Source organism: Streptomyces sp. NPDC047706, assembly GCF_043204795.1.
In the GTDB taxonomy this organism is placed as follows: domain Bacteria; phylum Actinomycetota; class Actinomycetes; order Streptomycetales; family Streptomycetaceae; genus Streptomyces.
The window spans coordinates 26422-51115 of record NZ_JBIDCW010000037.1 but is presented as its reverse complement, the minus strand read 5'-3'; the positions used below and the strand labels follow the sequence as shown (position 1 = coordinate 51115).

Sequence of the window (24694 nt, the reverse complement as noted above, 5' to 3'; positions counted from 1 at the left end):
TAGCGTCACGTCTGCTGAAGGTACTAAGCGGTCGCTCATCGATGAGCGTGCCGTTGAGCCGCATCCCAAGGGCGAGGAGAAGCAGCAATGTCCACCACTGAGCAGCGGGTCGCGATCGTCACCGGTGCCGCACGCGGCATCGGCGCCGCCACCGCCGTACGCCTGGCGGCCGAGGGCCGCGCGGTCGCCGTCCTCGACCTCGACGAGGCCGCCTGCAAGGAGACCGTGGAGAAGATCACCGCGGCCGGTGGCAAGGCCATCGCCGTCGGCTGCGACGTCTCCGACGAGGCGCAGGTCGAGGCGGCCGTCGCCCGCGTCGCCGAGGAGCTCGGCGCGCCCGTGATCCTCGTCAACAACGCGGGCGTGCTCCGCGACAACCTGCTGTTCAAGATGAGCGTCGCCGACTGGGACACCGTCATGAACGTGCACCTGCGCGGTGCCTTCCTGATGTCCAAGGCCTGCCAGAAGCACATGGTGGACGCCGGCTTCGGCCGCATCGTCAACCTGTCGTCCTCCTCCGCCCTCGGCAACCGCGGCCAGGTCAACTACTCCGCCGCCAAGGCCGGTCTTCAGGGCTTCACCAAGACGCTGGCCAAGGAGCTCGGCAAGTTCGGCGTCACCGCCAACGCCGTCGCCCCCGGCTTCATCGCCACCGACATGACCGCAGCCACCGCCGAGCGGGTCGGCATGGGCTTCGAGGACTTCAAGGCCGCTGCCGCCTCCATGATCCCGGTCCAGCGCGTCGGCGAACCGGACGACATCGCCAACGCCATCGCCTTCTTCGCGGGCGAGGCGGCCGGATTCGTCTCCGGCCAGGTGCTGTACGTCGCCGGCGGACCGCTCGACTAAGGAGCACGGACATGACTGAACTGCCTGAACTCTCCGGCAAGGCCGCCCTCGTCACCGGCGGCAGCCGCGGCATCGGCTACGGCGTCGCCGAGGCACTGGTGGCACGCGGTGACCGCGTCTGCATCACCGGCCGCAACGAGGAAGCCCTGAAGGAGGCCGTCGAGCGGCTCGGCGCCGACCGGGTCATCGGCGTCGCGGGCAAGGCCCACGACCTCGACCACCAGGCCGTCGCCGTCGAGCGCACGATGGAGGCCTTCGGCCGGATCGACCACCTGGTCAACAACGCCGGTACGAACCCGGTCTTCGGGCCGATCGCCGACCTCGACCTCGACGTGGCACGCAAGGTCTTCGAGACCAACGTCGTCTCCGCGCTCGGCTTCGCCCAGAAGACCTGGCACGCCTGGCAGAAGGACAACGGCGGCGCCATCGTCAACATCGCCTCCGTCGCCGGTCTCTCCCCCTCGCCCTTCATCGGCGCCTACGGGATCAGCAAGGCCGCGATGATCAACCTGACCCTCCAGCTGGCGCACGAGTACGCGCCCAAGGTGCGGGTCAACGCGATCGCCCCCGCGGTGGTGAAGACCAAGTTCGCGCAGGCCCTGTACGAGGGCCGGGAGGCCGAGGCCGCGTCCGCCTACCCGCTCGGCCGGCTCGGCGTGCCCTCCGACATCGGCGGTGCCGCCGCGTTCCTCACCTCTGCGCAGGCCGACTGGATCACCGGCCAGACGCTCGTCGTCGACGGCGGCATCTTCCTCAACGCCGGGGTGGGCTGAGCGGATCGGGTCTTTTCGGACAGGGGCGCCGCTGCGTCAATCGAGAGCGCGTGACGCGATTTTGTTGACGAAAACGGCGCCCCTGTCGGCAATTCGGCGCCGTTCCGGGTGATGACAACGTCGTCATTCAGACGGTGATCACCGGGCTCGCGCAAGAACGTTTCAGGCCGTCCATGCCTGCGATAGGGTCTGCCGACCCTTGGTATGGCAGATCGAGGAGCGTGCGCGTGTTCAACCGGAACCGAGGCCTGCGGCAAGTGGCGGCGATCGCTTCCATATCCCTGTTGGCCGGGTGCAGCATGTTTTCGGACGGCGACCCTGCCGAGGGGGGACCGATCGTCGTGGGGACCACCAGCGCCCCCAGCACGCTGGATCCGGCCGCCTCCTGGGACGGCTCCTGGGAGCTGTTCCGCAACGTCTACCAGACGCTGCTGAGTTACCCCACCGGCACCACCACGCCCCAGCCCGACGCCGCCGAGAACTGTGCGTTCACCGACGGCGCCAACCGGGTGTACCGCTGCGAGCTGCGCGAGGGGCTCACCTTCTCCGACGGCGGCACGCTCGACGCGCAGGCCGTCAAGCACTCCATCGACCGGATCCTGGCGATCAACGCACCGGGCGGCCCCGCCGGCCTGCTGGGCAGCCTGGACCGGGTGCAGGCGCTCGGCGACCGCGAGGTCGTCTTCCACCTCAAGACCGCCGACGCCACCTTCCCGTTCGTGCTCGCCACCCCGGCCATGTCCGTCGTCGACCCCGACGACTACCCGGCCGACAAGCTCCGCGAGGACGGCGGGGTCACCGGCTCGGGGCCGTACGTCCTCGACTCCTACGACGAGGGCGCGCGGGCCGAACTCGTGCGCAACGACAGCTACAAGGGTTTCGCCGACCGAAGAAACGATGCTGTCACGATCCGTTACTTCCAGGATTCCGGCGCCATGGTCAAGGCCCTGCGCGACCAGGACATCGACGTGACCTACCGCGGTCTCGCCGCCGACGACATCGTCGCGCTCCAGAGCAGGGACGCCGACGAGAGCCTCCAGCTCGTCGAGGGCGCCGGCGCCGACATCAGCTATCTGGTCTTCAACCCGAAGGACGAGTGGGCCGGAAGGCCCGCCGTGCGCCGGGCCGTCGCCCAGGTCGTCGACCGTCCGAGGATCGCGCACACGATCTACAAGGACACCGTCGACCCGCTGTACTCCATGGTCCCCAAGGGTCTCACCGGCCACACCACCGGCTTCTTCGACAACTTCGGCGACCCCGACCAGGACAAGGCCCGCTCGATCCTCAGCGAGGACGGTATCGACGGGCCGGTCCCGCTCACCCTCTGGTACACCACCGACCGCTACGGCTCCGAGACCGCCGTGCTGTTCCAGGAGCTCAAGCGGCAGCTGGAAGCCTCCGGCCTGTTCAAGATCACTCTGAAGAGCCGCCCCTGGAACACCTACGTCGAGGGGTACCAGAAGGGTGAGTACCCGGTGTTCGGGCGCGGCTGGTTCCCCGACTTCCCGGACGCCGACAACTACATCGCGCCCTTCGTCGGCGAACAGAACGCCCTCGGTACGCCGTACCCCGCTCCCAAGATCACCGGCGAGCTGCTGCCCCGCTCCCGCCGCGAGAGCGACCGCGCCCAGGTGGAGTCCGACTTCGAGGAGGCCCAGCAGATCCTCGTGAAGGACGCACGGCTGCTGCCGCTGTGGCAGGGCAAGCAGTATGTCGCCGCGAGTGTGGAGATCTCCGGCGCCGAGCGCGCCCTGGACCCGTCGACCATCATGATGGTGTGGGAGTTGTCCCGGAAGACCAGCTGGTGAGGCGGCCCGTGACGGCCGTTGTCAGTGGTCGCCGGTAGGTTCTGAGCTCTGGAACCGACCGCACACCGTAAGGAAGTTGACGTGACCGACATCGCCATGTTGCCCGAGTCCTGGCGCGGGGTCCTGGGCGACGAACTGCACAAGCCCTACTTCAAGGAGCTCACGGAGTTCGTGGAGGAGGAGCGGGCTGCCGGTCCCGTCTACCCGCCGCGTGAGGAGGTCTTCGCGGCACTCGACGCCACGCCGTACGAGCGGGTCAAGGTCCTGGTCCTCGGCCAGGACCCGTACCACGGCGAGGGCCAGGGCCACGGCCTGTGCTTCTCGGTCCGCCCCGGCGTGCGGACCCCGCCGTCACTGCGCAACATCTACAAGGAGATGCACCAGGAGCTGGGCCTGCCGATCCCGGACAACGGCTATCTGATGCCGTGGGCCCGGCAGGGTGTGCTGCTGCTCAACGCGGTGCTGACGGTCCGGGCCGGGGAGGCCAACTCGCACAAGGGCAAGGGCTGGGAGAAGTTCACCGACGCGGTGATCCGCGCGGTGGCCGAGCGCCCCGACCCGGCGGTCTTCGTGCTGTGGGGCAACTACGCGCAGAAGAAGCTGCCCCTGATCGACGAGACCCGGCACGTGGTGGTCAAGGGTGCTCATCCCTCGCCGCTGTCGGCGAAGAAGTTCTTCGGCTCCCGGCCGTTCACGCAGATCAACGAGGCGATCGCGCGGCAGGGGCACGACCCGGTGGACTGGCGCATCCCGAACCTCGCCGACCCGGCCTGATCCGGTTGGGCCAGGGCCGGCCGGCGTCCCGGGTCGGCCCCGCCTCGCCGGGATTGCCGGTGGCGGCCGTTAGCGTCGGCACGGACGGAAGACCGTTGAGCGCGCGGAGGGTGCGGTGTCGGAGCAACAGGAGCAGGCGGCGCCGGATGCCGTGATGACGCGGATCGGGCAGGTCGTCATGCTGCACCACGCGGGCGACCGCGAGGAGGCCCGGCAGCGCTACCTCGACTTGTGGGCGGAGATCGGCGAGGACGGCGACCCCCTGCACCGCTGCACCCTCGCCCACTACATGGCCGACGCCCAGGACGACCCCAGCGACGAACTCGCCTGGGACCTGCGGGCGTTGGGAGCCGCCGAGGAGCTGACCGACGACCGGCTCGCGGCCCACGAGGGAGCCCCGGCGGTGCGCGCGCTTTACCCCTCCCTGCACCTGAACCTCGCCGCGGACTACGTCAAACTCGGCCGCTCGGGCGCCGCCCGCACCCATCTGCGCCGGGCCCGGGGAGCGGCGGACGCGCTGGCCGACGATCCGTACGGCCAGGGGGTGCGGGCGGCCATCGGGCGGCTGGAGCTGCGGCTCGGGGACGGGGGTTCGCCGGGCGGGGGCCTTTGGGGGCCACCTCGGCAGCGGCCGTAGCGGCGCCGGCGAGGCCGCCTCACCGGCCGTACGTCTGCCGGCAGATCGCCGCCTCCGGGCTGTCCGGGCGCCAGCCGCCGTACTCCCTGCCCAGGGCGCACACGTCGCCGGTTCCGCCGATGGTGGGGGAGACGTCCGGGACCGCGGCCGGTGGCTGCTGCCGCGGGCGTCGCGGCTCCGGGCGGGGCGCCTCGGAGCGCGGTGCGGACTCCGCGCGCCGCGACGGGACGCGCTGCACCGGTGACGGGGCCCGCGTGGCCGGGTGGCGTGGCCCCGGCGCCGCGGTGCCGGGGCGGGGGGACGGGCCGGTCAACTCCAGGGCCTCGCGGGCCGGTGCCTGCGCGATCTGCGGTCCGGTGCGGCCGTCGGTCCGCGATGCCGACGGCTGGGCGGGCGCCGGCACCGCGGTGGCGGGGCCCCGCTGGACGGTCACACAGCCGGAGACGGCGGAGAGGGCCACGGTGACGAGCAGCGTCGCGGTGGTCGTCGTTCGATGCACCCGCGCCACTCTGGTGGCTCCCGCTCCGCTGAGCCCGACGGACGGGCGCAGTTTGCTCCGGACGGGTGAACTACGCCCCCGCGGGGAGGGGCGGGCGCCGCTGGGCTGACATTCGTCGGGCCCGCAGCCCGGGGCCGCGGACACGCGGTCCGGGCCTGCGCCCGGCGGCCCAGGCCGCGCCGGCGACTGCGACGCCCGACCGCTGCTCAGGCTCGGGCCAGTGCCCGCCAGCCGTCCGCCGCACAGGCCCGAACGGCCGGGCCCTGCAGTGTCACGGCGCGCACGCGGGCTCCGGCGCGGGCAGATGCCGCCTCGTCGTTCGCCGAGGCCTAGTCGCCCGTCGCCCCGTCCACGCGCTCGCGGATCAGATCCGCGTGGCCGTTGTGGCGGGCGTACTCCTCGATCATGTGGGTGTAGATCCAGCGCAGGCTGAAGGGCTCTTCCGTGTGGCGGCTGCGGCCCTTGGAGAGGTCGTCCAGGCCGAAACCGGCGGCGTTGCGCCGGGCGACCGCGATCTCCGCCTGCCAGGTCGCGTACGCCTCCGCCCAGGTGTCGGCCTCGGTGAGATGGAACTCGCCGTCGCGGTCCTCCTCGGTGTAGTAGATCGGCCCCACGTCGTCACCGGCCAGCACCTTGCGGAACCAGCCCCGCTCCACCTCCGCCATGTGCCGCACCAGCCCCATCAGGGACAGCTCGGACGGTTCCACGGCCGCGATCCGCAGCTGCGCGTCGCTCAGCCCCTCGCACTTCCACGCCAGGGTCTGCCGGTGGTACTCCAACCAGCCCTCCAGCATGGCCCGTTCGCCGGCGTCCTGGGCCGGCTCGCTGCGCTCCTGTGTCATGAGCGCATCCTCGCTCACGCCGGATGATTCACCAAGGCGTTCCACCAGCACGCGACGCCACCCCTTCGCACACGATCAGCCGCCAGGCCGGAACGGCCGTGCACGACGCCGTGACCGCCGCACCGCCGACGGCCGGACCAGGCCTTCCCCGCGCGGCGTCGGCGGTATCGCCGACCGGCGTCAGCCGGGACCGCCGTATGCTTCCGGGCAGACCCCCGCAGGCAAGCAGTGAAGGAGCCCCCGTGAAGGTCGGCTGCATCGGACTCGGTGACATCGCGCAGAAGGCGTATCTGCCGGTGCTCGGGGTCCAGCCCGGGGTCGAGCTGCATCTGCACACCCGGACGCCCGCCACGCTGAACCGCGTGGCCGACAGCCTCCACCTGCCGCCCGCGCAGCGCCACGGCACCCTGGACGACCTCCTCGCCCAGGACCTCGACGCCGCCTTCGTGCACGCGCCCACCCTCGTGCACCCAGAGATCGTCACCCGGCTGCTGCAGGCGGGCGTCCCGGTCTACGTCGACAAGCCGCTGGCCTACGAACTCGCCGACTCCGAGCGGCTGGTGCAGCTCGCCGAGGAACGGGGCGTGAGCCTCGCCGTCGGCTTCAACCGCCGGCACGCACCCGCGTACGTGCAGTGCGCCGAGCATCCGCGCGAGTTGATCCTGCTGCAGAAGAACCGGGTCGGGCTGCCCGAAGAGCCGCGCACCATGATCCTGGACGACTTCATCCACGTCGTGGACACGCTGCGCTTCCTGGTGCCGGGCCAGATCGACGACGTGACCGTGCGCGCCCGGATCGTGGACGGGCTGCTGCACCACGTCGTGCTCCAGCTCGCCGGGGACGGCTTCACCGCGCTCGGCGTGATGAACCGGCTCAGCGGATCCGCCGAGGAGATCCTGGAGGTCTCCGGTCAGGACACCAAGCGGCAGGTGATCAACCTCGCCGAGGTGATCGACCACAAGGGCCAGCCGACGTTGCGGCGGCGCGGGGACTGGGTCCCGGTGGCCAGGCAACGGGGCATCGAGCAGGCGGTGCTGGGCTTCCTCGACGCGGTGCGCGCGGGCAAGCCGCTCAGCGCCCGGGACGCGCTGGCGACTCACGAACTGTGCGAGCGGGTGGTGATGGCGGTTCTGGAGCGTTCCGGCGGCGCCGCCTGACCGCCCGACCGCCCTCGGCGAGAGCCAGGGCGAGCAGCACCAGCACGGCGACGTACACCGGCCAGGCGCCCAGGCGGACGTACGGCGTGAACCCGTCGGCCAGCGGCACCTCGTAGACCTGCGCGGCGCTCGCCGCCGTGCCGAGCGCCGGGCCGATCCGCCGGCCCTCCGGGTCGTGGACGGCGGAGACACCGGTCAGGGTCGCGTGGACCATGGAGCGGCCGGTCTCGGCGGCGCGCAGCGCGGCCAGCGAGGCATGCTGCGCGGGCGCCCAGCTCTCCTGGAACGTCGAGGTCGCAGACTGTGCGACCAGCAGGTCGGCGCCGCCGCGGGTCACGCTGCGGCTGATGTCGGGGAACGCCGACTCGAAGCAGACCATGGGGCCGACCCGCAGCCCGCCGCCCGCGTTCATCACGACCTGCTCGGTGCCGCGCCTGCGGTCCTCCTCCGCGGCCTCGCCCACGGAGGTGACCCAGCCGAGCAGCGAGCGGAACGGGACGTACTCGCCGAAGGGGACCAGCCGCATCTTGTCGTACCGGTCGCCGGTCGGGCCGTCGGGGCCGATCAGGACCGAGCTCTTGTAGATGCCGGGCCGGTCCGAGCGGCGGGCGTCGACGTTCACCAGGATCGGGGCGCCGGTCTCGCGGGACAGCGCCGCGATGCGCCGCGCCAGGTCGGGCCGGTCCGCCAGGTCGTAGCCGACGCTGCTCTCGCCCCAGACGATCAGGTCGAGGTCCTGGCCGGCGAGCTGCCGGGTGAGCGCTTCCTCGCGGTCGAAGCGGGGGCCGGGGCCGCTGATGACACCGGGCTGTACGACGCCCACCCGGGCCTCGCCGCCGAGGTGCGGACGCGGCGCCCATGCCCAGGCGGCCGACGTGCCCACGGCGGTGGCGAGCAGGGCGGCCAGAGCGGGTATCCGGGCGGCCCGCACCGAGACGAGTACGGCGACCGCGACGTTGACCGCCACCAGCAGCAGGCTCAGCAGCCACACCCCGCCCACCGAGGCCAGCCGCAGTGCCGGCTCGACCTGCCACTGACTGGCGCCGAGCATGCCCCAGGGCCCGCCCAGCCCCTGCCAGGACCGCACCAGCTCCACCGCCAGCCAGCCCGACGGCAGCACCAGCAGCGCGACCGCGATCCGGCCCGGCGACGGCACTCCGCCGAGGAACCGGCGGACCAGCCAGCCCCACGGCGCCCACAGTGCGCCGAGCAGGGCGGCGATGACGAAGGTGAACACATGCAGGTTGGGCAGCAGCCAGTGGTGCACGGCCAGCATGAAGCCGAGGCCGCCGCACCAGCCGTCGTACAGCGCCCGCCGCCCGGTCGGGGCGGTGCGGGCGAGCAGGATCCACGGCACCAGGGCGACGTGGGCGAACCACCACAGGGACGGGGCCGGGAAGGCGAGCATGGGAAGGGCGCCCGCCAGCGCGGCGGCCGCGGAACGCCACCACGGGGAGTCGAGCCGGCGGCCGAGCGACTTCATACGGCGCCTCCCTCCCCCCGTGCTTCCAGTGTGCGCGCAGCCGGCGGTCCCGCCAGGGAGTAGGCCCGCTCAGTCGATCACAGGTACCCCGGACCCCTGCGGCATACGCCGCCACTTCTCGCGTACGACGACCTCGTGCAGCCGCCAGCCGTCGTCGGTGCGCCGCAGCCCGAAGGCGTAGCGGCCGCCGCACACGAAGTCGGGCGCCGCCGAGCCGTCGCCTGCGAGACGCATCGGGTTGACGTAGTCGGCCTGGACCTGCGCCGTGTCCCCGGTGTCCCGCTCCAGGACCCCGAAGCGGACCCGGCGGTTGACGATGAGGTGCTGGCGCATGGCGAACGCCCGCATGCTCTCCGCCAGCCAGGTGGCGACCCTGGCGGCGTCCCCCTCGATGCCGCCGGCCGAGCGGTAGTCCGCCCGTCCGTCCGGTGTGAACAGCTTCCGGTACGCCTCCCAGTCGCCGTCGTCCACCGCCACGGCGTAGTCGGTGACCAGACCGTCGACGGCCAGCCGGTCCATCACGGTCGCGAGCTCCACGCGCTGCGTCATCGGCTCAGTGTTGGGCACGGGACGGGCCGCGCCAAGAGGGCGTGCCGCGATATTCGGTGGTCATGCCCCGCGGCCCGCGCGAGGCTGTCCGTCGTGAACGGACAGACCGCCCGTCCCGAGCCGGAATTCCGCGTACGAGCCAGGCACACGGACTCCACGCTCACCGTCTACCAGGCGTACCACCCCGGCATCGGCCGCCCGGCGGCGCGCTCGGGCCGGTTTCCGGGTACGTGGAAGCGTGAGCGCATGACCTGGGTCAAGCCCTCCTTCCTGTGGATGATGTACCGCTGCGGCTGGGGCACCAAGGAGAACCAGGAGACCGTCCTCGCCGTCGAGATCACCCGCGAGGGCTTCCTCTGGGCGCTGCGGCACGCCTGCCTCTCGCACTACGCCGCCGGGCTGCACGTCGGCCGGGAGGCGTGGCGGGAGCAACTGAGGGCGGCGCCCGTTCGCGTGCAGTGGGACCCGGAGCGTGATCTGCATCTCACCCCGCTGCTGCACCGCTCGCTGCAAATGGGACTCGCCGGAGAGGCGGCCGCTCGGTACGCCGATGAGTGGATCGTCGGAATCGAGGACGTGACACCGCTGGCCAGGGAGATCCACGGCCTGGTGCGATCCGGTGAACTCACGCGCGCGACGCGGCTGTTGCCCGAGGAGCGGCCGTATCCGGCGGCCGAGGAGGAGCTGGCGCACCTGGTTCCGGACGCTCGGCAGGGCCCGCCCCGGCGGTGAGCGCCGGTCAGGCGGCCCCGTACGCCGGCGCGGCCCCGGATTCCGCGCTCAGGCCGCCTCGGCGACCGCGCCGCGGATCGCCGCGGCCCACTCGACCACCAGCAGCTCGTACTCCGCCCGCTCCTGCGCCGACAGCGAGCCGCCCGAGCGCGTCCACAGCGCACGGATCTGCTCGTTGACCTCGGCGGCGGACCGCATGGAACCAGGGGTCGGGGAATGGGGGGACATGCGAGCAAGCGTAGGGGCAGTCGCTGACACCGCGCTACCGGACGGCTACTCATTCCGTATGGGCTCGGTCACGGCCCATACGGCGCCGCACGCGCATCCCGCGGATGCGAGGAGCCCGGGGGTGGTGGATCGGTGAACTGCGGGTCGGCGGTCGCAGATCGTGGACCCCGAAGGACAACGGCCCCCGGGGATCCCCGGGGGCCGTGCGCTTCGCTCAGCCGGCCGATTCGGCCGCGTGCGGGCTCAGGACGCCGAACGTGACCAGCGCGATGATCACGATGCCGAGAGCCACGCGGTACCAGACGAACGGCATGAAGCTCCTGGTCGAGATGAACTTCATGAACCAGGCGATCACCGCGTAGCCGGTCACGAAGGCGACCACCGTCGCGAAGATCGTCGGCCCCCAGGTCACATGGTCGCCTTCCAGGGCGTCCTTGAGTTCGTATCCGCCCGAGGCGATCACCGCCGGGATCGCGAGCAGGAACGAGTAGCGGGCCGCCGCCTCGCGGGTGAAGCCCATGAACAGGCCGCCGGTGATGGTCGCGCCGGAGCGGGAGACGCCCGGGACGAGCGCCATCGCCTGACAGAGGCCGAAGATCAGGCCGTCCCGCACGCCCAGTTCCTTGAGCGTCTTGCGCTCCTTGGCCGCCCGGTGCCGTCCGCCGGTCTCGTCGCGGGCGGCCATCCGGTCGGCGACACCCATGATCAGGCCGACCACGATCAGCATCGTGGCGGTGATGCGCAGATCACGGAAGGGGCCGACGATCTGGTCCTTCAGCGTCACGCCGAGCACACCGATCGGGATCGAGCCGACGATCACCAGCCAGCCCATCCGGGCGTCCTGGTCCTTGCGCCAGGCCTTGTCGTACAGCGAGCGGGTCCACGCCGACAGGATGCGGCCGATGTCCTTTCGGAAGTAGATCAGCACGGCGGCCTCGGTGCCGATCTGGGTGATCGCCGTGAAGGCGGCCCCGGGGTCCTCCCAGCCGGAGAAGGCCGCGGTAAGGCGCAGGTGTGCGCTGGAGGACACGGGAAGGAACTCGGTCAGCCCCTGGACGAGTCCGAGGATGAGTGATTCGAACCAAGACATGAAGTACGGAGTCCAAGTGCCGATCGTGGAACGGACGGAGGACACGCCCCGCCCGCGCGCGCGGTGATCGGGTGTGTTGAGGGGCAGCGTAGCGTCCCGCGCCGACACGCCCGACAGCAGGGGTTTGCCAGCCGATCGAGGTGCTCGGCTCCGGGTGTTGACCCGCCGCCGCGGCGGGCCTACTTTGCACACTGGGGAAAGCGCTTGCTATCGGCTTGCCGCGTGCCGAGACCCCGGAGGAGTGCTGATCAGGTTCATGCCCACACCCTCGACGGCCACGGCAGCCGGCCGCCTTCCCGACCCCGACAGCCTCCGAGCCCCCTCCGCCCCCGTCCCCGCCCGTCCCGTCAGAACCGCAGTCATCGGCACCGGCGGCATCGCCCGTAACTGCCACCTCCCCGCGCTGACGCTGCTCGCCGCAGAGGGCGGGGAGGAGGTCGTCGCGGCGGTAGACATCGAACCCGCCGCCGTCGAGGCGTTCTGTGCGGAAGGCCGGTTTCCGTACGCGTACACCGACATGGGGCGGATGCTGCGTGAGCAGGGGCCCGACCTGGTGACGATCTGCACACCGCCCACACTGCACCGCGAGCAGACGGTCACCGCGCTGCGCGCCGGCGCCTGGGTGTGGTGCGAGAAGCCGCCCGTGCCCACGCTCGCCGACTTCGACGCCGTCGAGGCCGCGGAGGGCACGGCCGGTGGGCCGTACGCCTCGATCGTCTTCCAGCACCGGTTCGGCTCGGGCGCCGCCCATGTGCGCCGGCTGCTCGCCGAACGGGCCCTGGGCCGCCCCCTGGTCGCGCACTGCCAGACCACCTGGTACCGCGACGCCGCCTACTACGCCGTGCCTTGGCGCGGCCGCTGGCACACCGAGGGCGGCGGGCCCGCCATGGGGCACGGCATCCACCAGATGGACCTGCTGCTCGATCTGCTCGGGCCGTGGAGCGAGGTGCGCGCGATGGCCGGCCGGCTGGTGCACGACGTGGAGACCGAGGGCGTCTCGACCGCCCTCGTCCGCTTCGACAACGGCGCGATGGCGACGGTCGTGAGCTCCGTCCTCAGCCCCGACGAGGTGAGCCGTGTCCGGGTCGACTGCGAGCGCGCCACCGTCGAACTCACCCACCTGTACGGACACGCCAACGCCGACTGGCGGATCACGCCGGCACCGGACGTGCCGGCCGAACAGGCCGGGGAATGGCGCGACTTCGGCGTGGGCGAACGTTCTGGCGGGGACCGCGCGCCTTCCGCGAAGGGCGCGTCCTCGGACCGGACGGCGAGGGTCCCGGCCTGATGGGCCGGCAGGCGCCCTGGCTGGCCTACACGGGCGAGCACGACGGCGTCGACGGCCACGCCACCCTCGTGTTCGCGCACGCCCCGGAGAACGACCACACCGGTGCCGGCGGCGGCCCCCCCGCCCACTGGTTCGTCCGCAGCGAGCCGTTCGCCGCCGTCGCCCCCTCCTGGGCCTTCCACGAGGAACTGGAACTCGCCCCGGGCGACACCCTCGCCCGCCGCTACCGGGTCGTCGTCGCCGACGGTGCCTGGGAGCGCGACGGGATCGCCAGGTATTTGGAGGAGCACCCGTGGTGAACACCGAGCGGATACCGGGCCCCTTCACCGGACTGCCGGGCGGCGTCGCCGTGTCCCACCTGTCCGTCTACGACTGGCAGGCCGCGGACGGGGTGTGCGGCGGAACTCCCCACCTGCATCTGGCCTGTTCGGAGGCGTACGTCGTCACCGGCGGCCGCGGCGCGGTGCAGACGCTCACGGCGTCCGGGTACGAGGTCACACCGCTGGCCGCCGGGACCGTCGCCTGGTTCACGCCGGGCACGATCCACCGGCTGGTCGACGACGACCGCCTGCGCATCACCGTGCTGATGCAGAACAGCGGGCTGCCGGAGGCGGGCGACGCGGTGCTCACCCTGCCGCCGCAGTACCTGGCCGACCCGCAGACGTACGCCGCCGTCACCACGATCCCGGCGGACGCGTCCGCCGCCGAGCAGGAGCGCGTCGCCCGCGCCCGGCGCGACGTCGCCCTGGACGGCTACCGCGTGCTGCGCGCGTCCGGCCCCGAGGCGCTGGCCGAGTTCCACCGGGCCGCGGGGGCGCTGGTGCGGCCCCGGCTCGCCGAGTGGCGGGAGCGCTGGCTGCGGGGTGCCGAGGCGGCGGCGACGGCGACGGGGGAGCAGCTCGACCGGCTGGAGAGGGGTGACGTGTCCCACTTGGCGGACGCCCTCGTGAAGGCGGAGCAGCCGGCCGCGCTAGGGAGGTTCGGGATGTGCGGGCGGCTCGACGTCTACGACGTCCACCCCGGCCACCCGGCGTCCTGATGCTTCAGGCGCTGGTGGGCCCTTTGCGCGTGGGTCAGCCGCGGTGGGTCTCCTGAGCGTGCGTCAGCCGCGCAGGTGGTGGCGCTTGCGCCAGGCCACCACCGCGCCCGCCAGCCCCGGAATCGCGATGGCGGCCATCGCGATCAGGAACACCGGCGACGTCGGCGTCGAGGCCCGGGCGCCGGCGACGACGTACGCGGCGGTGTTCGGCAGCGAGCCGAGCGCCGTCGCGAGGAGGAACGGGAACCAGCCCATGCGGGAGACGGCGGCGCAGTAGTTCGCGGCCCAGAACGGCACGCCCGGGAAGAGCCGCACCGCCAGCATCGAGCGGAAGCCGTGCCGGCTGAACTGCCGGTCGACGGTCTTCAGGAACTTGCCGCGCAGCAGCGGACGCAGCGCTTCCTGACCCAGGAACCGGCCCAGTCCGAAGGCGATCCCCGCGCCGACCACCGAGCCGCCGATCGCCGCGGCGATGCCCAGCTCGGAGCCGAACAGCGCCCCCGCCGCCAGATTGAGCAGCGGCCGCGGCACGAACGCCACGGTGATCAGACCGTAGGCGACCGCGAAGACCAGCGCCGCCACGACGCCGCCGAGCTGGGGCGGCCAGCCGTGCGCGAGCAACCGCTGCGGCTCGAAGAGCAGCACCGTCGCCGCGGCCCCGACCAACAGCGTGACCAGCACGGAGAAGCGGGCCCAGGGCGACAGCAGGAGTCTCGCGCACCGGGCGGCGAAGCCGCGACTGACGGCCGCGGCGCCCCCGGGGACAGGGACGGCGGCGGCGAGTTCGGTGGCGGTGACCGCGAGTTCGGTGGCAGTGGCCCGGGGAGAGGCCGGTGCGGTGCCCCCAGAGCGGGTGTGGGCATCGAGCATTCGGCGACACTAACCGACGGATATGTGTGATCGCCGTATGGTTCGTCTCATGAGCGTCACAGGTGCGCGAATGGCGGGTGTCCCGCGCGGCCCCCTCGCCGACACGCCGATGCGACGGCTCACGGCTCACGGCCACGTACACCGCCGCGGCGGACCCGGCGCGCGCGACGCCCACACAGGCGCGCACTACTGCGCCGTCGACTGTCCGCGCCGTGAGGTGAGCCGCTGCTCGTCCGGTTTCCTGCCGGTCGCCCGGCAACTCGTCACCGCCGTCCCGTGGTGGGAGAACCTCGGGCCCTGACCCGTGGCGCCCGCCACCTGCCCAGACACGTGGGCCGCCCGATAAATCGGTCGACGCGCGCGACGGTGTCGGCGAGTATCGACCTCATGTTCCGGCACGCCTTCCACTTCGCGGCATCCGCGGTCGCGGATGCCCTGAAGGCTGCCGTTTTGAACCTCCCGGCCGCTGTCGACGGCGCCCGAAGCTGACCCTCCCCGGATCGTCCGGCGGACCCCGCAGGGGGAGGGTCGGCCGGTCACCGGGGTCCCAGCCACCATCGAGACGCTTCGAGGTATCGCCATGCCCAAGACGGCTTACGTGCGCACCAAACCGCACCTGAACATCGGCACCATGGGCCACGTCGACCACGGCAAGACCACCCTGACGGCCGCCATCACCAAGGTTCTCGCCGAGCGCGGCACCGGCACGTTCGTTCCCTTCGACCACATCGACCGGGCCCCCGAGGAGGCGGCGCGCGGCATCACCATCAACATCGCGCACGTCGAGTACGAGACGGACACCCGGCACTACGCGCACGTCGACATGCCCGGCCACGCCGACTACGTGAAGAACATGGTCACCGGCGCGGCGCAGCTCGACGGGGCGATCCTCGTCGTCTCCGCGCTCGACGGGATCATGCCGCAGACGGCCGAGCACGTACTGCTCGCCCGCCAGGTGGGCGTCGACCACGTCGTCGTCGCCCTCAACAAGGCGGACGCCGGCGACGAGGAGCTCATCGACCTCGTCGAACTGGAGGTGCGGGACCTGCTCACCCAGCACGGCTACGGCGGTGACTCCGTCCCGGTCGTACGGGTCTCCGGGCTGCGGGCGCTGGAGGGCGACCCGCGGTGGACGGCGTCCGTCGAGGCGCTGCTGGACGCGGTGGACACCTACGTGCCGATGCCCGAGCGGTACCTGGACGCGCCGTTTCTGATGCCGGTGGAGAACGTGCTCACCATCACCGGGCGCGGCACGGTCGTCACAGGGGCCGTGGAGCGTGGCACGGTGCGCGCCGGAGACCGGGTCGAGGTCCTCGGGGCCGACGTCGCGTCCGTCGTCACCGGCCTGGAGACCTTCGGCAAGCCGATGGACGAGGCGCAGGCCGGGGACAACGTGGCGTTGCTGCTGCGCGGGGTGCCCCGGGACGCCGTGCGCAGGGGGCATGTGGTCGCCGCGCCGGACAGTGTGGTGCCGCGACGGCGGTTCTCCGCGCGGGTGTACCTGCTGTCGGCGCGTGAGGGCGGGCGTACGACGCCGCTGTCCACCGGGTACCGGCCGCAGTTCTACATCCGTACCGCGGACGTGGTCGGTGACATGGACCTCGGTGAGGTGGGAGTCGCGAGGCCCGGCGACACCGTCACCGTGACCGTGGAGCTGGGACGCGCGGTGCCCCTGGAGCCCGGCCTCGGCTTCGCGATCCGCGAGGGCGGGCGGACGGTCGGCGCGGGCACCGTGACGACGGTGGGCTGAGACCCGCCCGCAAGGGGCGGGGCCGCCTTCGAGGAGGCGGCCCCGTCGCGTCACAGGCTCGCGTCGCGGTGGGTCGGGCTCGGCCCCGCCATGGCCGTCCACGCCACCGGCATCGTCCTGCGCCGCACCCGCTACGACGGGCCCGCACCGATGGACGAGACCCGCGCCGGGACCTTCCGTACACCGGCGGCTTCAGCGCGGGGCGGATGCGGTGGCGCTCGCGGGTGACGTCACCGCGTCCGCCCTCAGTGTCAGCACCCTCTGCGCCGGACCGGTCGCCCGCGCGCTCGCCGGCGTGGACCTCGTCCTGCGCGCCGGTCTCGTCGTCGCCTCCGCCCGCTACGCGACGCTCGCCGACGCCGCCCGCCGGCGCGCCTGATCGCGTCGCCGTACGCCCCGGCACAATGGAGCCCGTGAGTGAGTCGACACCCGTCAGCCGACCCGTCGATCACGGCATCGCCAAGCTGATGCCGGACGTCGACCGGGAGCGGGCCTGGCTCCTCACGGTCGACGGATCACCGCAGTCCTACGTCGACCTCGACGAGCCGACGCATCTGGAGTTCGAGTACATGCGGCGGCTCGGCCATGTGCTGGACGGTGTCGCGCGGGCGGGCCGGCCGCTCGACGTGCTGCACCTCGGAGGCGGCGCGCTCACCCTGCCTCGCTACGTGGCGGCGACCCGGCCCGGCTCGCGACAGGACGTCGTGGAGGCCGACCGGGGGCTGGCGGCGCTGGTCGGTGAGTATCTGCCGGTCGATGAGGGGTCCGGTGTCGCGGTGCACGTCGACGACGCCCGTCACTGGCTGGCCGGTGCCCCGGGGGACTCGGCGGACGTGGTCGTCGGCGACGTCTTCGGCGGTTCACGGGTGCCGGCCGGGTTCACGTCCGTCGGCTACGCCCGGGAGGTCGAGCGGGTGCTGCGTGCCGACGGGATCTACCTGGCCAACCTGGCCGACGCCGCGCCCTTCGCCTTCCTCCGCTCCCAACTGGCCACGTTCGCCACCTTGTTCCGGGAACTCGCGCTGATCGCGGAGCCGGCCGTGCTGCGCGGGCGGCGGTTCGGCAACGCGGTGCTGGTCGCGGCCCACCGTCCGCTCGACACCGCCGCCCTGGCCCGGCGCACCGCCGCCGACGCCTTCCCGGCCCGCGTGGAACACGGGTCCGCCCTGCGGGCGTTCATCGGGCAGGCCCGGCCGGTCAGGGACGAGGACGCCGTACCCTCACCCCAGCCCCCCGACGGTGCGTTCGGCATCGGCTGAGCCGGCCGGCGCGCCCTTGGCCGCCACCTGGTGGGAACGGCGACGCAAGTTCCGTACGTCCGGGACGCACAGCACCGCCGCCGTGACCACCACCACGAGCGTCGCGCAGCCCCACAGCGCCGTCGTCCGTCCGAACGCCACCTCGGCGGGACCCGCCATGGCCGTCGCCAGCGGCACCATGGCCACCGAGCCGAACCAGTCGTACGCCGCGACGCGCGAGAGCTTGTCCTCCGCGATCTCCTGATGCAGTGCGGTCATCCAGGAGACGCCGAAGATCTCCAGGGTCACACCGGTCAGGAACATCACCGCGCACAGTCCCCAGACCGGCACCGGCACCGCGAGCGCGGCGGAGGGCAGCGCCAGTGGGAAGACGCCGAGGGTGCCCGCGAGGAGCAGCCGGCGTGGCTTCCAGCGAGTCATCAGCAACGCTCCGACGACCGTGCCCGCGGCGAAGAAGCCCAGTGCAAGGCCCCAGGGCGCGGCCCCGCCCAGATGGTCCCGGGCGACCAGCGGGCCGTAGACGGCTTCGGCGGCCGCGACCACCGCGTTGGCGATCGAGAACTGCACGACGACGCCCCACAGCCAGGGGCGCCCGGCGACCTCCCGCCAGCCCTCCCGCAGATCGGCGACCAGCCCGCCGCCCCGCTCGCGCGGCGGGATGTGGCTGACGTCGAGGAACGCGCGCAGCGCCCCGGCGACGGCGAACGCGGCCGCGTCCGCGGCCAGCACCCAGCCAGGGCCGACCGCCGCGACCATCGCACCGCCGAGCGCGGCACCGCCCAGGGCCGCGCCCTGCATCGCCATCCGGAACACCGCGAACGCGCGGCTCACCTGGTCGCCCTGCACGGAGGACATCAGCATGCCTTCGGCGGCCGGGCTGAAAAACGCCTGTCCGGTACCGCCGAGCGCGCTCAGCAGCATCATCTGCCACAGCTGGGCCTCGCCGGCCAGGACCAGTACGGCGAACAGCGCCTGCGAGACACAGTTGAGGGCATTGGCCGCGACCATCACGTGGTGGCGGGGCAGCCGGTCCGCGACGGCGCCGCCGATCAGCAGGAAGAGCACCAGCGGCAGGGTGCGGGCGGCGGCCACGAGACCCACGTCACCGCCGTCACCGCCCGCCTCCAGCACCGCGAAGGCGGCGGCGACCAGCGCGCCGTTGCTCCCGAGGTGGGTGACGACCGCGGCGGCGGTCAGCAGGCTGTAGTTGCGCCCCGCCCAGGCGGGTCTGCGGGGGCGGGAGGCTCCGGCTGCGGTGTTCACCGGCCGACTATCACCGCCCGGCCCCCGACTTGCCAAACCGATTGTCCGTCAGCCTCCGGTGGGCTCCCCGTGCAGCCGTACGGTGCTCAGGATCTGCATGATGGTCGCCTTGGGCACCTCGCCCGTGACGCCCTTGGCTCCGTAGAAGTTCCACGAGACGAAGTCGCCGGCGGAGTTCTTGAAGCCGAACGTGACCGCCTTGCCGTCGCTGGCGCACTTGCCCTTCTGGGGCGTGTTCGTCGACTCGGCCCAGGCGATGCTGCCCTCGATGCCCGACTCGGTGGTGTAGGGCTCGGCCTTCTCCTCGAACTTCATGCTCTTCTTGTCGGGCTGGGTGTAGCCGCCGTAGACCCACCAGGGCACCGTGTTGATGGCGACCTCGTCGGTGTCCTTGGCCCCGTCGGCACCCTTGGTGCCCACGGCGGCCAGGTGGGTGTCCTCGGTCCGGCCGTCCTTGTTCTCGTCGGTCGTGCACCACTTCGACTTGTAGTACGCCGGTGCCGACATCACGATGAGCGGTTCGCCGCTGTCGGACTTCTCGTCCTCGAAGCCGATGGTCACCCCCGGCGACTCGACCTCCCAGTCCGCCGGCACGTCGAAGGCGACGCCGCGCTTGGGGTTGATGACGACCTTCCAGCCGTCGACCGTCGGCTTCTCGGTCTCGTTGCCGCGCGGGTTGTCGTCCGACCCCGACGCAGAGTCGCTCGGCTCCGCGGAGTTCGACGGCGACTGGCTCGCCTTCGTCTTGTCGCCGCCGTCGGCCTTGTCGTCCTTGTCGCCGCCGAGGACCAGGAAGCCGGTGACACCGGCGGTCACCACCACGGCGGTGGCCGCGATGATCGCTACCAGCTTCGTCCGGTTGCCGCCGCCGCTCCCGCCGGGCTGAGGCTGCGGCGGTCCCATCGGCGCGGGCGTGCCCCACTGCGGCTGCTGCGCATACGGGTTGGGCTGCGGGTATCCCGACTGCTGATACGGATTCGGCTGCTGGTACCCCGGCTGCTGGTACGGGTTGTTCTGTCCCTGCGGGTTCTGCTCGCCCCCGGGCGGCTGCTGTCCTGGCCACATGAGCGGTAACCCTAGTGGGGCCGGGGACACGATTCGGTCACCGGGTTTTGTCAGGGACGTAGCAATTCAGGATTCGGGGGGCGTGGCGTACGGCCGTTGCCGCGCCGAGGACCTGCCGGGCAGTCGCCGCCTGCGGCACCTCGACGTCAGGTCGCGACGCTGCTGGTGGTGCCGGACACGGTGGCGGAGGAAGCCGACTCTCCCGTGGTGACCTTCTCGCGGTAGGGCTGCGTGGAGATGTCGTAGATCAAGGAGGTGACCAGCCCTGCCTGGGCGCGCCTCGCCGTCGCCGTCGCCCCAGGAGTACGGGCCACCTACGGCGAGTGCCTCCGGGCGGCGCGGGCCGCGACGATACGACGATCATCGAATGACTCTGGTCAGCCTGCTCTACTCGTGGGTAACATGCGGCCATGAGCGCAGATCAGATGTCGATCGGCGAGTTGCTCGCCGCCACGGTGCCGATGGTTCGCACGCTGAACCTGGAGTACCTGGAGACCACTCCGGAGAAGGCCGTCCTGGCCCTGCCGGATCAGAGCGAGTACCGCAATCACGTCGGCGGGCCGCACGCGGGTGCCATGTTCACCCTGGGTGAGTCGGCCAGCGGCGCGATCGTGCTGGCCGCGTTCGGCGACCAGCTCTCACGGGCCGTGCCGCTGCCGGTGCATGCCGAGATCGCGTTCAGGAAGATCGCCCTGGGCCCTGTCACGGCCACCGCGACCCTCGGGCGTCCGGCCGCCGAGGTGGTCGCGGAACTGGACGAGGGCAAGCGTCCCGAGTTTCCGGTGGCCGTCGCCATCCGGCGGGAGGACGGGGCGGTCACGACGGAGATGACCGTGGTGTGGACGTTGCGCCCCAACGGCTGACGGGACTTCTGGGGCAAAGCGGGGCTCCCTGACGCCCGGTGACTTGAAATGGGTGTCAGGGGGCGCTGCGAGAGGCTCTTGCCGATGGACCGTACGGATGGTACGGAGCTGCAAGGGGCGTGACGGCGGCAACTGCCTTTCGCCGGCGAGGGGATCTTGCGGACGTCTCCAGGCACGGCCTGTCGCTCGTCTCGACGGCTCGCGGCACCGATGAATCCTGCGGCCCGTTGCGGTCCATGTGTCCGGTGGCCGTCCGATGGGCGGTCACGCCGCACATCACCGTCAGGCGAGTAGCCGCAACGCGGGGAGTACCGTGATCATCATTGCCGGGAAGCTGTGGGTGGACGCCGCCGAGCGCGACGCCTGTCTGGCCGGATGCTCCGAGGCCGTCGAGCAGGCCCGCGCCGCCGCAGGCTGCCTTGATTTCGCTCTGTCCGCCGACCTGGTCGAGCCGGACCGGATCAACGTGTACGAGCGCTGGGAGACCGACGAGGCTCTCGCCCGCTTCCGCGGCGCGGGTCCCGAGCCCGAGCACGCGGCTCAGATCCGCGACGCGGAAGTGAGCAAGTTCCGGATCTCCGCTGTCGAGGCCCCGTAGCCCCTGCGTCCGTCCAGCACGATCGGGCCGGCACCCGGCCACCTCATGCTTCACCCGTGGGGCGGACGGGTGCACGCCCGGTCAGCGCTGACGGGAAGTTGGAGATCGTGTGTGACAACGAGGTTGCTGCCCACACAAGTTGCGGCTCGCACTGACATCATCTTCGAATGCAGGTGCGGATACCTTGGGTAACACCCGGCAATTTCCGGTCCATTGAACCCCGGGCTTTCTGACTCCTTGTTTCCGGTGCGGCGCGTGTGCAAAGGTGTGCCACCCGCGGGCAGCAAAGGCACAGGTCAGGCCATGAGTACGCACCGATAGGCACCTGCTTTCCGAAGGAAGCGCATTCCATGCGCCGTCCTCGGCTCGGAAGGAAATGGTTCAGTGCTGCCCCCATACCCCCCACGCCCGCCGTACCCGCCGCGCCCCGGACCACCCCCGGGGGAGTCCGACCGCGATCTCCTCGCCCGCTTCGCCGACCCGGAACCCGACGCCAGGGCCGTCGCACTGCTGCTGGCCCGGCACTGGCGCGCGGTCCACGAGTACGCCGTCATCTGTCTGGCGGCGTCCACCGTTTCGGCGTCGATGGCCGCGAGCGCGGCGTTCCAGCAGGTGCTCGGCCGCAGGACGGCGGCCGGTGCGTTGCGCCCGCAACTGTTGGCGACCGTCAGGAACACCGTCAGGGAATGGGCCGCCGAGGATGATGTGACGGCCCTGATGCCGGAACTCGGCAAACCCACCGGAGGTCGCGGGCTGCGCGCGGTGAGGTCCGTGACGCCCGAAAAGCGACGCCTCGCCGAGCGCGCTTTCCATGCCCTTCCGTCGGCCTCCCAATGCCTCCTGTGGCACACCGAGGTCGAGACGGAACCGATATCCGTACCGGCCGGTCTGCTGGGCATTGACGCGCTTACCGCGTCCTCCGCCCTGGAGCGGGCGCACGAGGAATTCCGGGCCGGGTGCGTGCGCGCCCACCGTGAACTCGCGCCCACCAGGGAGTGCCGTTTCTACAACCGTCTCCTGGACGTCCCCATGCGACGCGGCGGCGCCCTGCTGCCCGATGTGCAGCAGCATCTGATGCGCTGCCGGTACTGCCGACAGGCCGCTGAACAACTCAGCCACTTCGACGGAGGTCTGGACGCGCTGCTCGCCGAGACCGTGCTCGGCTGGGGCGCGCAGCGCTATCTCGACTCCCGCCCCGGCCGCACCCCGGCCGCACCGCCCCCGCCGCGCCGGCTGTCCGCCGTCCGGCCACCCGGCGACGCCCGCCCAGGCGCCGGCGGGCGCCACCGGCCCGCACGGACCGGTTTCCTCACCACGCCCCGACGCCGTACCAGGGCAGTGGCCGTCGGCGTCGGCCTCGCCTCCCTCGCACTCCTCGCGACGGTGCTGGCGGCCAGGGGCTGGAGCGATGACAACGGTGTCCCCGGACCCGACGCCACCTGGGGAGCACCCAGCGGCAGCACCGTCCGCCCCGGCCCGCCGTCCGAGGAGCCGACCACTGGAACGCCCTCAGCGGTCCTGGTGGAACGGCCCGCCGAGGTCGCCCGGGGACGTCTGCGCAACCTCGCGGTCGGCCGCTGCCTCGACGGGCGCGGCACCGTCGCCGTCCTGGCGGTCTGCACGACCGCCGGCTCGCAGCAGTGGTCGTACCAGGACGACGGGCAACTGCGCAGCGTCGCCGCCCCTTCGCTCTGCCTCGACTCCGGCACCCGCGCCGCGGCGATCGGGCTGGCCGACTGTGGGTCGCGCTCCGGGCGGGTGCACTACGACCTGACCGTGCGCGGCGAGCTGCTCCTGCGCTGGGCCAGGGGCAAGCTCGTCGCCCCCGGCGAGGACGGGGAGTTGGCCGTTGCCGCGCGGGACGGGTCCGCCGAACAGCGGTGGCGTCTGGAGGCGGTGGGCGAGGAGACGCGAGGGTCCGGCGAGGCGGGGGACGCGGGGGTGCCGGGGGACACCTCGCTCCGGAGCGCCGACGACCGGGAGCGCGACTCACGCGCTGAGCGGCCGCACGAGCGGCGCGGCGACTCCGTTCCGCGCGGAGCCACTCCCCGGCGCGGAGATTCCGACGGGCAAGGTGGCCCTGAGCGGCGGGGGGACTCCCGTGGCGAGCGGCGGAACGACCGGCACCGCGACTCCGACGGGCAGCGGGGCTCCGACCTGCACGGTGGCCCTGAGCGGCGGGGGGACTCCCGTGGCGAGCGGCGGAACGACGACGGTCACCGTGGCAGCAGCCCTCACGCCGACGACCAGCACTGCGCCGACGACCAGCACTGCGGCGACGACCAGCACCGCGACGACGGCTCACGGCGCCGGGCGCCCGAGAGCCCGCCGGACGTCCACGAAACCCGGCTCGCCCAGACCCGCCGCGTCGGCGACGCGCAGCCTCACCCCGCCGGTCCATCCACCCCGCCGCGGTGGGAAGCCGTGCGATCTGTGCGACCGGGGACGGGCATCGTGACCCGGTAGGCTTCGCGGCGTGCGCCTGGCCTGCGGCGCACGCCGTCCGCACGCAGGGACGCGAACCGGAGAGGAACCGGCCGTGCACGTCCAGGAGTGGCTCGAGACCGTACCCGCGGTCGCCATCTACGCGCTGGTGGGAGTGGTCATCGGCCTGGAGAGTTTGGGCATCCCGCTGCCTGGCGAGATCATCCTGGTCTCCTCGGCGCTGCTCGCCTCGCAGCACGGCGACATCGACCCGTTCGTCCTGGGCGCCTGCGCCGGCGCCGGCGCGATCATCGGCGACTCCATCGGCTACGCGATCGGCCGCAAGGGCGGGCGGCCGCTGCTCGCCCGGCTCGGCAAGAGGTACCCGCGGCACTTCAGCGAGGCGCACATCGCCACGGCCGAGCGCTCCTTCGAGAAGTGGGGCATGTGGGCCGTCTTCTTCGGCCGTTTCGTCGCCCTGCTCCGCATCTTCGCGGGCCCGCTCGCGGGCGTGCTGCGGATGCCGTACTGGAAGTTCCTGATCGCCAACGTCTTCGGCGGCATCCTGTGGGCGGGCGGTACCACGGCGGTCATCTACTACGTGGGGGTCGTCGCCGAGGCCTGGCTGAAGCGCTTCTCGTGGGTGGGGCTGGTGCTGGCGGTCCTGGTCGGCGTCACCTCGATGCTCATCATGAAGCGCAAGGCCAAGAAGGTCTCGGAGTCGAGGACGGTAGCCGCGCCGGAGCCCGTCGGCGCCATGGAGTAGGGGGACGGCCGCAGGCGCGGGGGCTTCGCCGCCGTGTTGCTCCCGCGCGTCGCGGCGATCTCCCTCCGTGTGCCTGCCCGTGCCCGTG

The 24694-nt window shown here is 72.2% G+C and carries 28 protein-coding genes; 18 read left to right on the top strand and 10 right to left on the bottom strand.

What is annotated here, in order from left to right; all coding sequences use genetic code 11:
- Positions 1-87 precede the first annotated feature (87 nt).
- The 5 genes from fabG to ACGF8A_RS31965 all read left to right on the top strand — a co-directional run bounded on the left by fabG (position 88) and on the right by ACGF8A_RS31965 (position 4841).
- Entirely contained in the window at positions 88-849 is a 762-nt protein-coding gene (gene fabG / locus ACGF8A_RS31985; protein WP_393113804.1) for a 3-oxoacyl-ACP reductase FabG, read from the top strand.
- 11 nt (positions 850-860) lie between these two features.
- Positions 861-1622, top strand: coding sequence for an SDR family oxidoreductase (locus ACGF8A_RS31980; protein WP_393113802.1), 762 nt, complete (start codon positions 861-863; stop codon positions 1620-1622).
- A gap of 173 nt (positions 1623-1795) precedes the next feature.
- Positions 1796-3430: an ABC transporter substrate-binding protein gene (locus tag ACGF8A_RS31975; RefSeq protein WP_393113800.1), complete on the top strand. Its 1635-nt coding sequence runs from the start codon at positions 1796-1798 to the stop codon at positions 3428-3430.
- Between the two features lie 81 nt (positions 3431-3511).
- Positions 3512-4204, top strand: a complete 693-nt coding sequence (ung, locus tag ACGF8A_RS31970; protein WP_393113798.1) for a uracil-DNA glycosylase — start codon at positions 3512-3514, stop codon at positions 4202-4204.
- Between the two features lie 115 nt (positions 4205-4319).
- Positions 4320-4841 (top strand): hypothetical protein, encoded by a 522-nt coding sequence (locus tag ACGF8A_RS31965; RefSeq protein ID WP_393113796.1) that lies wholly within the window; start codon positions 4320-4322, stop codon positions 4839-4841.
- 19 nt (positions 4842-4860) lie between these two features.
- On the opposite strand, the gene ACGF8A_RS31960 is transcribed toward ACGF8A_RS31965, so the two are convergent.
- Complete coding sequence (locus ACGF8A_RS31960) at positions 4861-5340, bottom strand: hypothetical protein (RefSeq protein ID WP_393113794.1); 480 nt, start codon at positions 5338-5340, stop codon at positions 4861-4863.
- 329 nt (positions 5341-5669) lie between these two features.
- The gene (locus ACGF8A_RS31955) at positions 5670-6182 is read right to left on the bottom strand and encodes a DinB family protein (protein ID WP_393113792.1); all 513 of its coding nucleotides are present in this window, start codon (positions 6180-6182) and stop codon (positions 5670-5672) included.
- A 242-nt stretch (positions 6183-6424) separates the two neighbouring features.
- Between ACGF8A_RS31955 and ACGF8A_RS31950 the strand changes: the two genes are divergently transcribed.
- The gene (locus ACGF8A_RS31950) at positions 6425-7339 is read left to right on the top strand and encodes a Gfo/Idh/MocA family protein (protein WP_393113789.1); all 915 of its coding nucleotides are present in this window, start codon (positions 6425-6427) and stop codon (positions 7337-7339) included.
- On the opposite strand, the gene lnt is transcribed toward ACGF8A_RS31950, so the two are convergent.
- Positions 7254-8822 (bottom strand): apolipoprotein N-acyltransferase, encoded by a 1569-nt coding sequence (lnt, locus tag ACGF8A_RS31945; protein WP_393113786.1) that lies wholly within the window; start codon positions 8820-8822, stop codon positions 7254-7256. The genes ACGF8A_RS31950 and lnt overlap by 86 nt on opposite strands.
- A 69-nt stretch (positions 8823-8891) precedes the next feature.
- On the bottom strand, positions 8892-9371 hold the full coding sequence (locus ACGF8A_RS31940) for a nuclear transport factor 2 family protein (RefSeq protein WP_393113784.1): 480 nt from the start codon (positions 9369-9371) through the stop codon (positions 8892-8894).
- 93 nt (positions 9372-9464) lie between these two features.
- On the opposite strand from ACGF8A_RS31940, the gene ACGF8A_RS31935 reads away from it, so the two are divergent.
- Complete coding sequence (locus ACGF8A_RS31935) at positions 9465-10103, top strand: DUF4291 domain-containing protein (protein ID WP_393113782.1); 639 nt, start codon at positions 9465-9467, stop codon at positions 10101-10103.
- 48 nt (positions 10104-10151) lie between these two features.
- Here ACGF8A_RS31935 and ACGF8A_RS31930 read toward each other — a convergent pair whose 3' ends face one another.
- Positions 10152-10331, bottom strand: coding sequence for a hypothetical protein (locus ACGF8A_RS31930; protein WP_393113780.1), 180 nt, complete (start codon positions 10329-10331; stop codon positions 10152-10154).
- A 214-nt stretch (positions 10332-10545) separates the two neighbouring features.
- The gene (locus ACGF8A_RS31925; protein WP_393113778.1) at positions 10546-11421 is read right to left on the bottom strand and encodes an undecaprenyl-diphosphate phosphatase; all 876 of its coding nucleotides are present in this window, start codon (positions 11419-11421) and stop codon (positions 10546-10548) included.
- 256 nt (positions 11422-11677) lie between these two features.
- On the opposite strand from ACGF8A_RS31925, the gene ACGF8A_RS31920 reads away from it, so the two are divergent.
- The 3 genes from ACGF8A_RS31920 to ACGF8A_RS31910 are packed head-to-tail and all read left to right on the top strand — an operon-like array spanning position 11678 to position 13748.
- The gene (locus ACGF8A_RS31920; protein WP_393113776.1) at positions 11678-12709 is read left to right on the top strand and encodes a Gfo/Idh/MocA family protein; all 1032 of its coding nucleotides are present in this window, start codon (positions 11678-11680) and stop codon (positions 12707-12709) included.
- Positions 12613-13008, top strand: a complete 396-nt coding sequence (locus ACGF8A_RS31915) for a DUF6807 family protein (RefSeq protein WP_393113773.1) — start codon at positions 12613-12615, stop codon at positions 13006-13008. Before ACGF8A_RS31920 ends, ACGF8A_RS31915 begins: the two co-directional genes overlap by 97 nt.
- The gene (locus ACGF8A_RS31910; protein ID WP_393113770.1) at positions 13002-13748 is read left to right on the top strand and encodes a cupin domain-containing protein; all 747 of its coding nucleotides are present in this window, start codon (positions 13002-13004) and stop codon (positions 13746-13748) included. Before ACGF8A_RS31915 ends, ACGF8A_RS31910 begins: the two co-directional genes overlap by 7 nt.
- Positions 13749-13811: 63 nt before the next feature.
- Here the strand turns inward: ACGF8A_RS31910 and ACGF8A_RS31905 are convergent, their stop codons facing one another.
- Positions 13812-14618 carry a TVP38/TMEM64 family protein gene (locus ACGF8A_RS31905; RefSeq protein ID WP_393113768.1) on the bottom strand — a complete coding sequence of 269 codons (807 nt, stop codon included), beginning with the start codon at positions 14616-14618 and terminating at the stop codon, positions 13812-13814.
- 49 nt (positions 14619-14667) lie between these two features.
- On the opposite strand from ACGF8A_RS31905, the gene ACGF8A_RS31900 reads away from it, so the two are divergent.
- The 4 genes from ACGF8A_RS31900 to ACGF8A_RS31885 all read left to right on the top strand — a co-directional run bounded on the left by ACGF8A_RS31900 (position 14668) and on the right by ACGF8A_RS31885 (position 17627).
- On the top strand, positions 14668-14919 hold the full coding sequence (locus tag ACGF8A_RS31900; RefSeq protein WP_393113766.1) for a hypothetical protein: 252 nt from the start codon (positions 14668-14670) through the stop codon (positions 14917-14919).
- A 279-nt stretch (positions 14920-15198) separates the two neighbouring features.
- Positions 15199-16368 carry an elongation factor Tu gene (gene tuf, locus ACGF8A_RS31895; RefSeq protein WP_393113763.1) on the top strand — a complete coding sequence of 390 codons (1170 nt, stop codon included), beginning with the start codon at positions 15199-15201 and terminating at the stop codon, positions 16366-16368.
- Positions 16369-16579: 211 nt separating this feature from the next.
- On the top strand, positions 16580-16747 hold the full coding sequence (locus ACGF8A_RS31890) for a hypothetical protein (protein ID WP_393113760.1): 168 nt from the start codon (positions 16580-16582) through the stop codon (positions 16745-16747).
- Between the two features lie 34 nt (positions 16748-16781).
- Positions 16782-17627, top strand: coding sequence for a spermidine synthase (locus ACGF8A_RS31885; protein ID WP_393113758.1), 846 nt, complete (start codon positions 16782-16784; stop codon positions 17625-17627).
- Here the strand turns inward: ACGF8A_RS31885 and ACGF8A_RS31880 are convergent.
- The 3 genes from ACGF8A_RS31880 to ACGF8A_RS31870 form a co-directional block, all read right to left on the bottom strand.
- Positions 17589-18890, bottom strand: a complete 1302-nt coding sequence (locus tag ACGF8A_RS31880) for an MFS transporter (RefSeq protein WP_393113756.1) — start codon at positions 18888-18890, stop codon at positions 17589-17591. The genes ACGF8A_RS31885 and ACGF8A_RS31880 overlap by 39 nt on opposite strands.
- 48 nt (positions 18891-18938) lie before the next feature.
- Positions 18939-19955 (bottom strand): hypothetical protein, encoded by a 1017-nt coding sequence (locus ACGF8A_RS31875; protein WP_393113754.1) that lies wholly within the window; start codon positions 19953-19955, stop codon positions 18939-18941.
- Between the two features lie 146 nt (positions 19956-20101).
- A complete protein-coding gene (locus ACGF8A_RS31870) occupies positions 20102-20269 on the bottom strand; it encodes a hypothetical protein (RefSeq protein WP_393113752.1) in 168 nt (55 codons plus the stop codon).
- 111 nt (positions 20270-20380) lie between these two features.
- Here ACGF8A_RS31870 and ACGF8A_RS31865 point away from each other — a divergent pair, with 111 nt between their 5' ends.
- From ACGF8A_RS31865 to ACGF8A_RS31850, 4 genes are all read left to right on the top strand, one after another.
- A complete protein-coding gene (locus tag ACGF8A_RS31865; protein ID WP_393113847.1) occupies positions 20381-20818 on the top strand; it encodes a DUF4442 domain-containing protein in 438 nt (145 codons plus the stop codon).
- Positions 20819-21131: 313 nt separating this feature from the next.
- Positions 21132-21416 carry a putative quinol monooxygenase gene (locus ACGF8A_RS31860; protein ID WP_393113749.1) on the top strand — a complete coding sequence of 95 codons (285 nt, stop codon included), beginning with the start codon at positions 21132-21134 and terminating at the stop codon, positions 21414-21416.
- A gap of 384 nt (positions 21417-21800) precedes the next feature.
- Positions 21801-23882: a ricin-type beta-trefoil lectin domain protein gene (locus ACGF8A_RS31855; RefSeq protein WP_393113747.1), complete on the top strand. Its 2082-nt coding sequence runs from the start codon at positions 21801-21803 to the stop codon at positions 23880-23882.
- Between the two features lie 73 nt (positions 23883-23955).
- The gene (locus ACGF8A_RS31850; RefSeq protein ID WP_393113745.1) at positions 23956-24606 is read left to right on the top strand and encodes a DedA family protein; all 651 of its coding nucleotides are present in this window, start codon (positions 23956-23958) and stop codon (positions 24604-24606) included.
- Positions 24607-24694 lie beyond the last annotated feature (88 nt).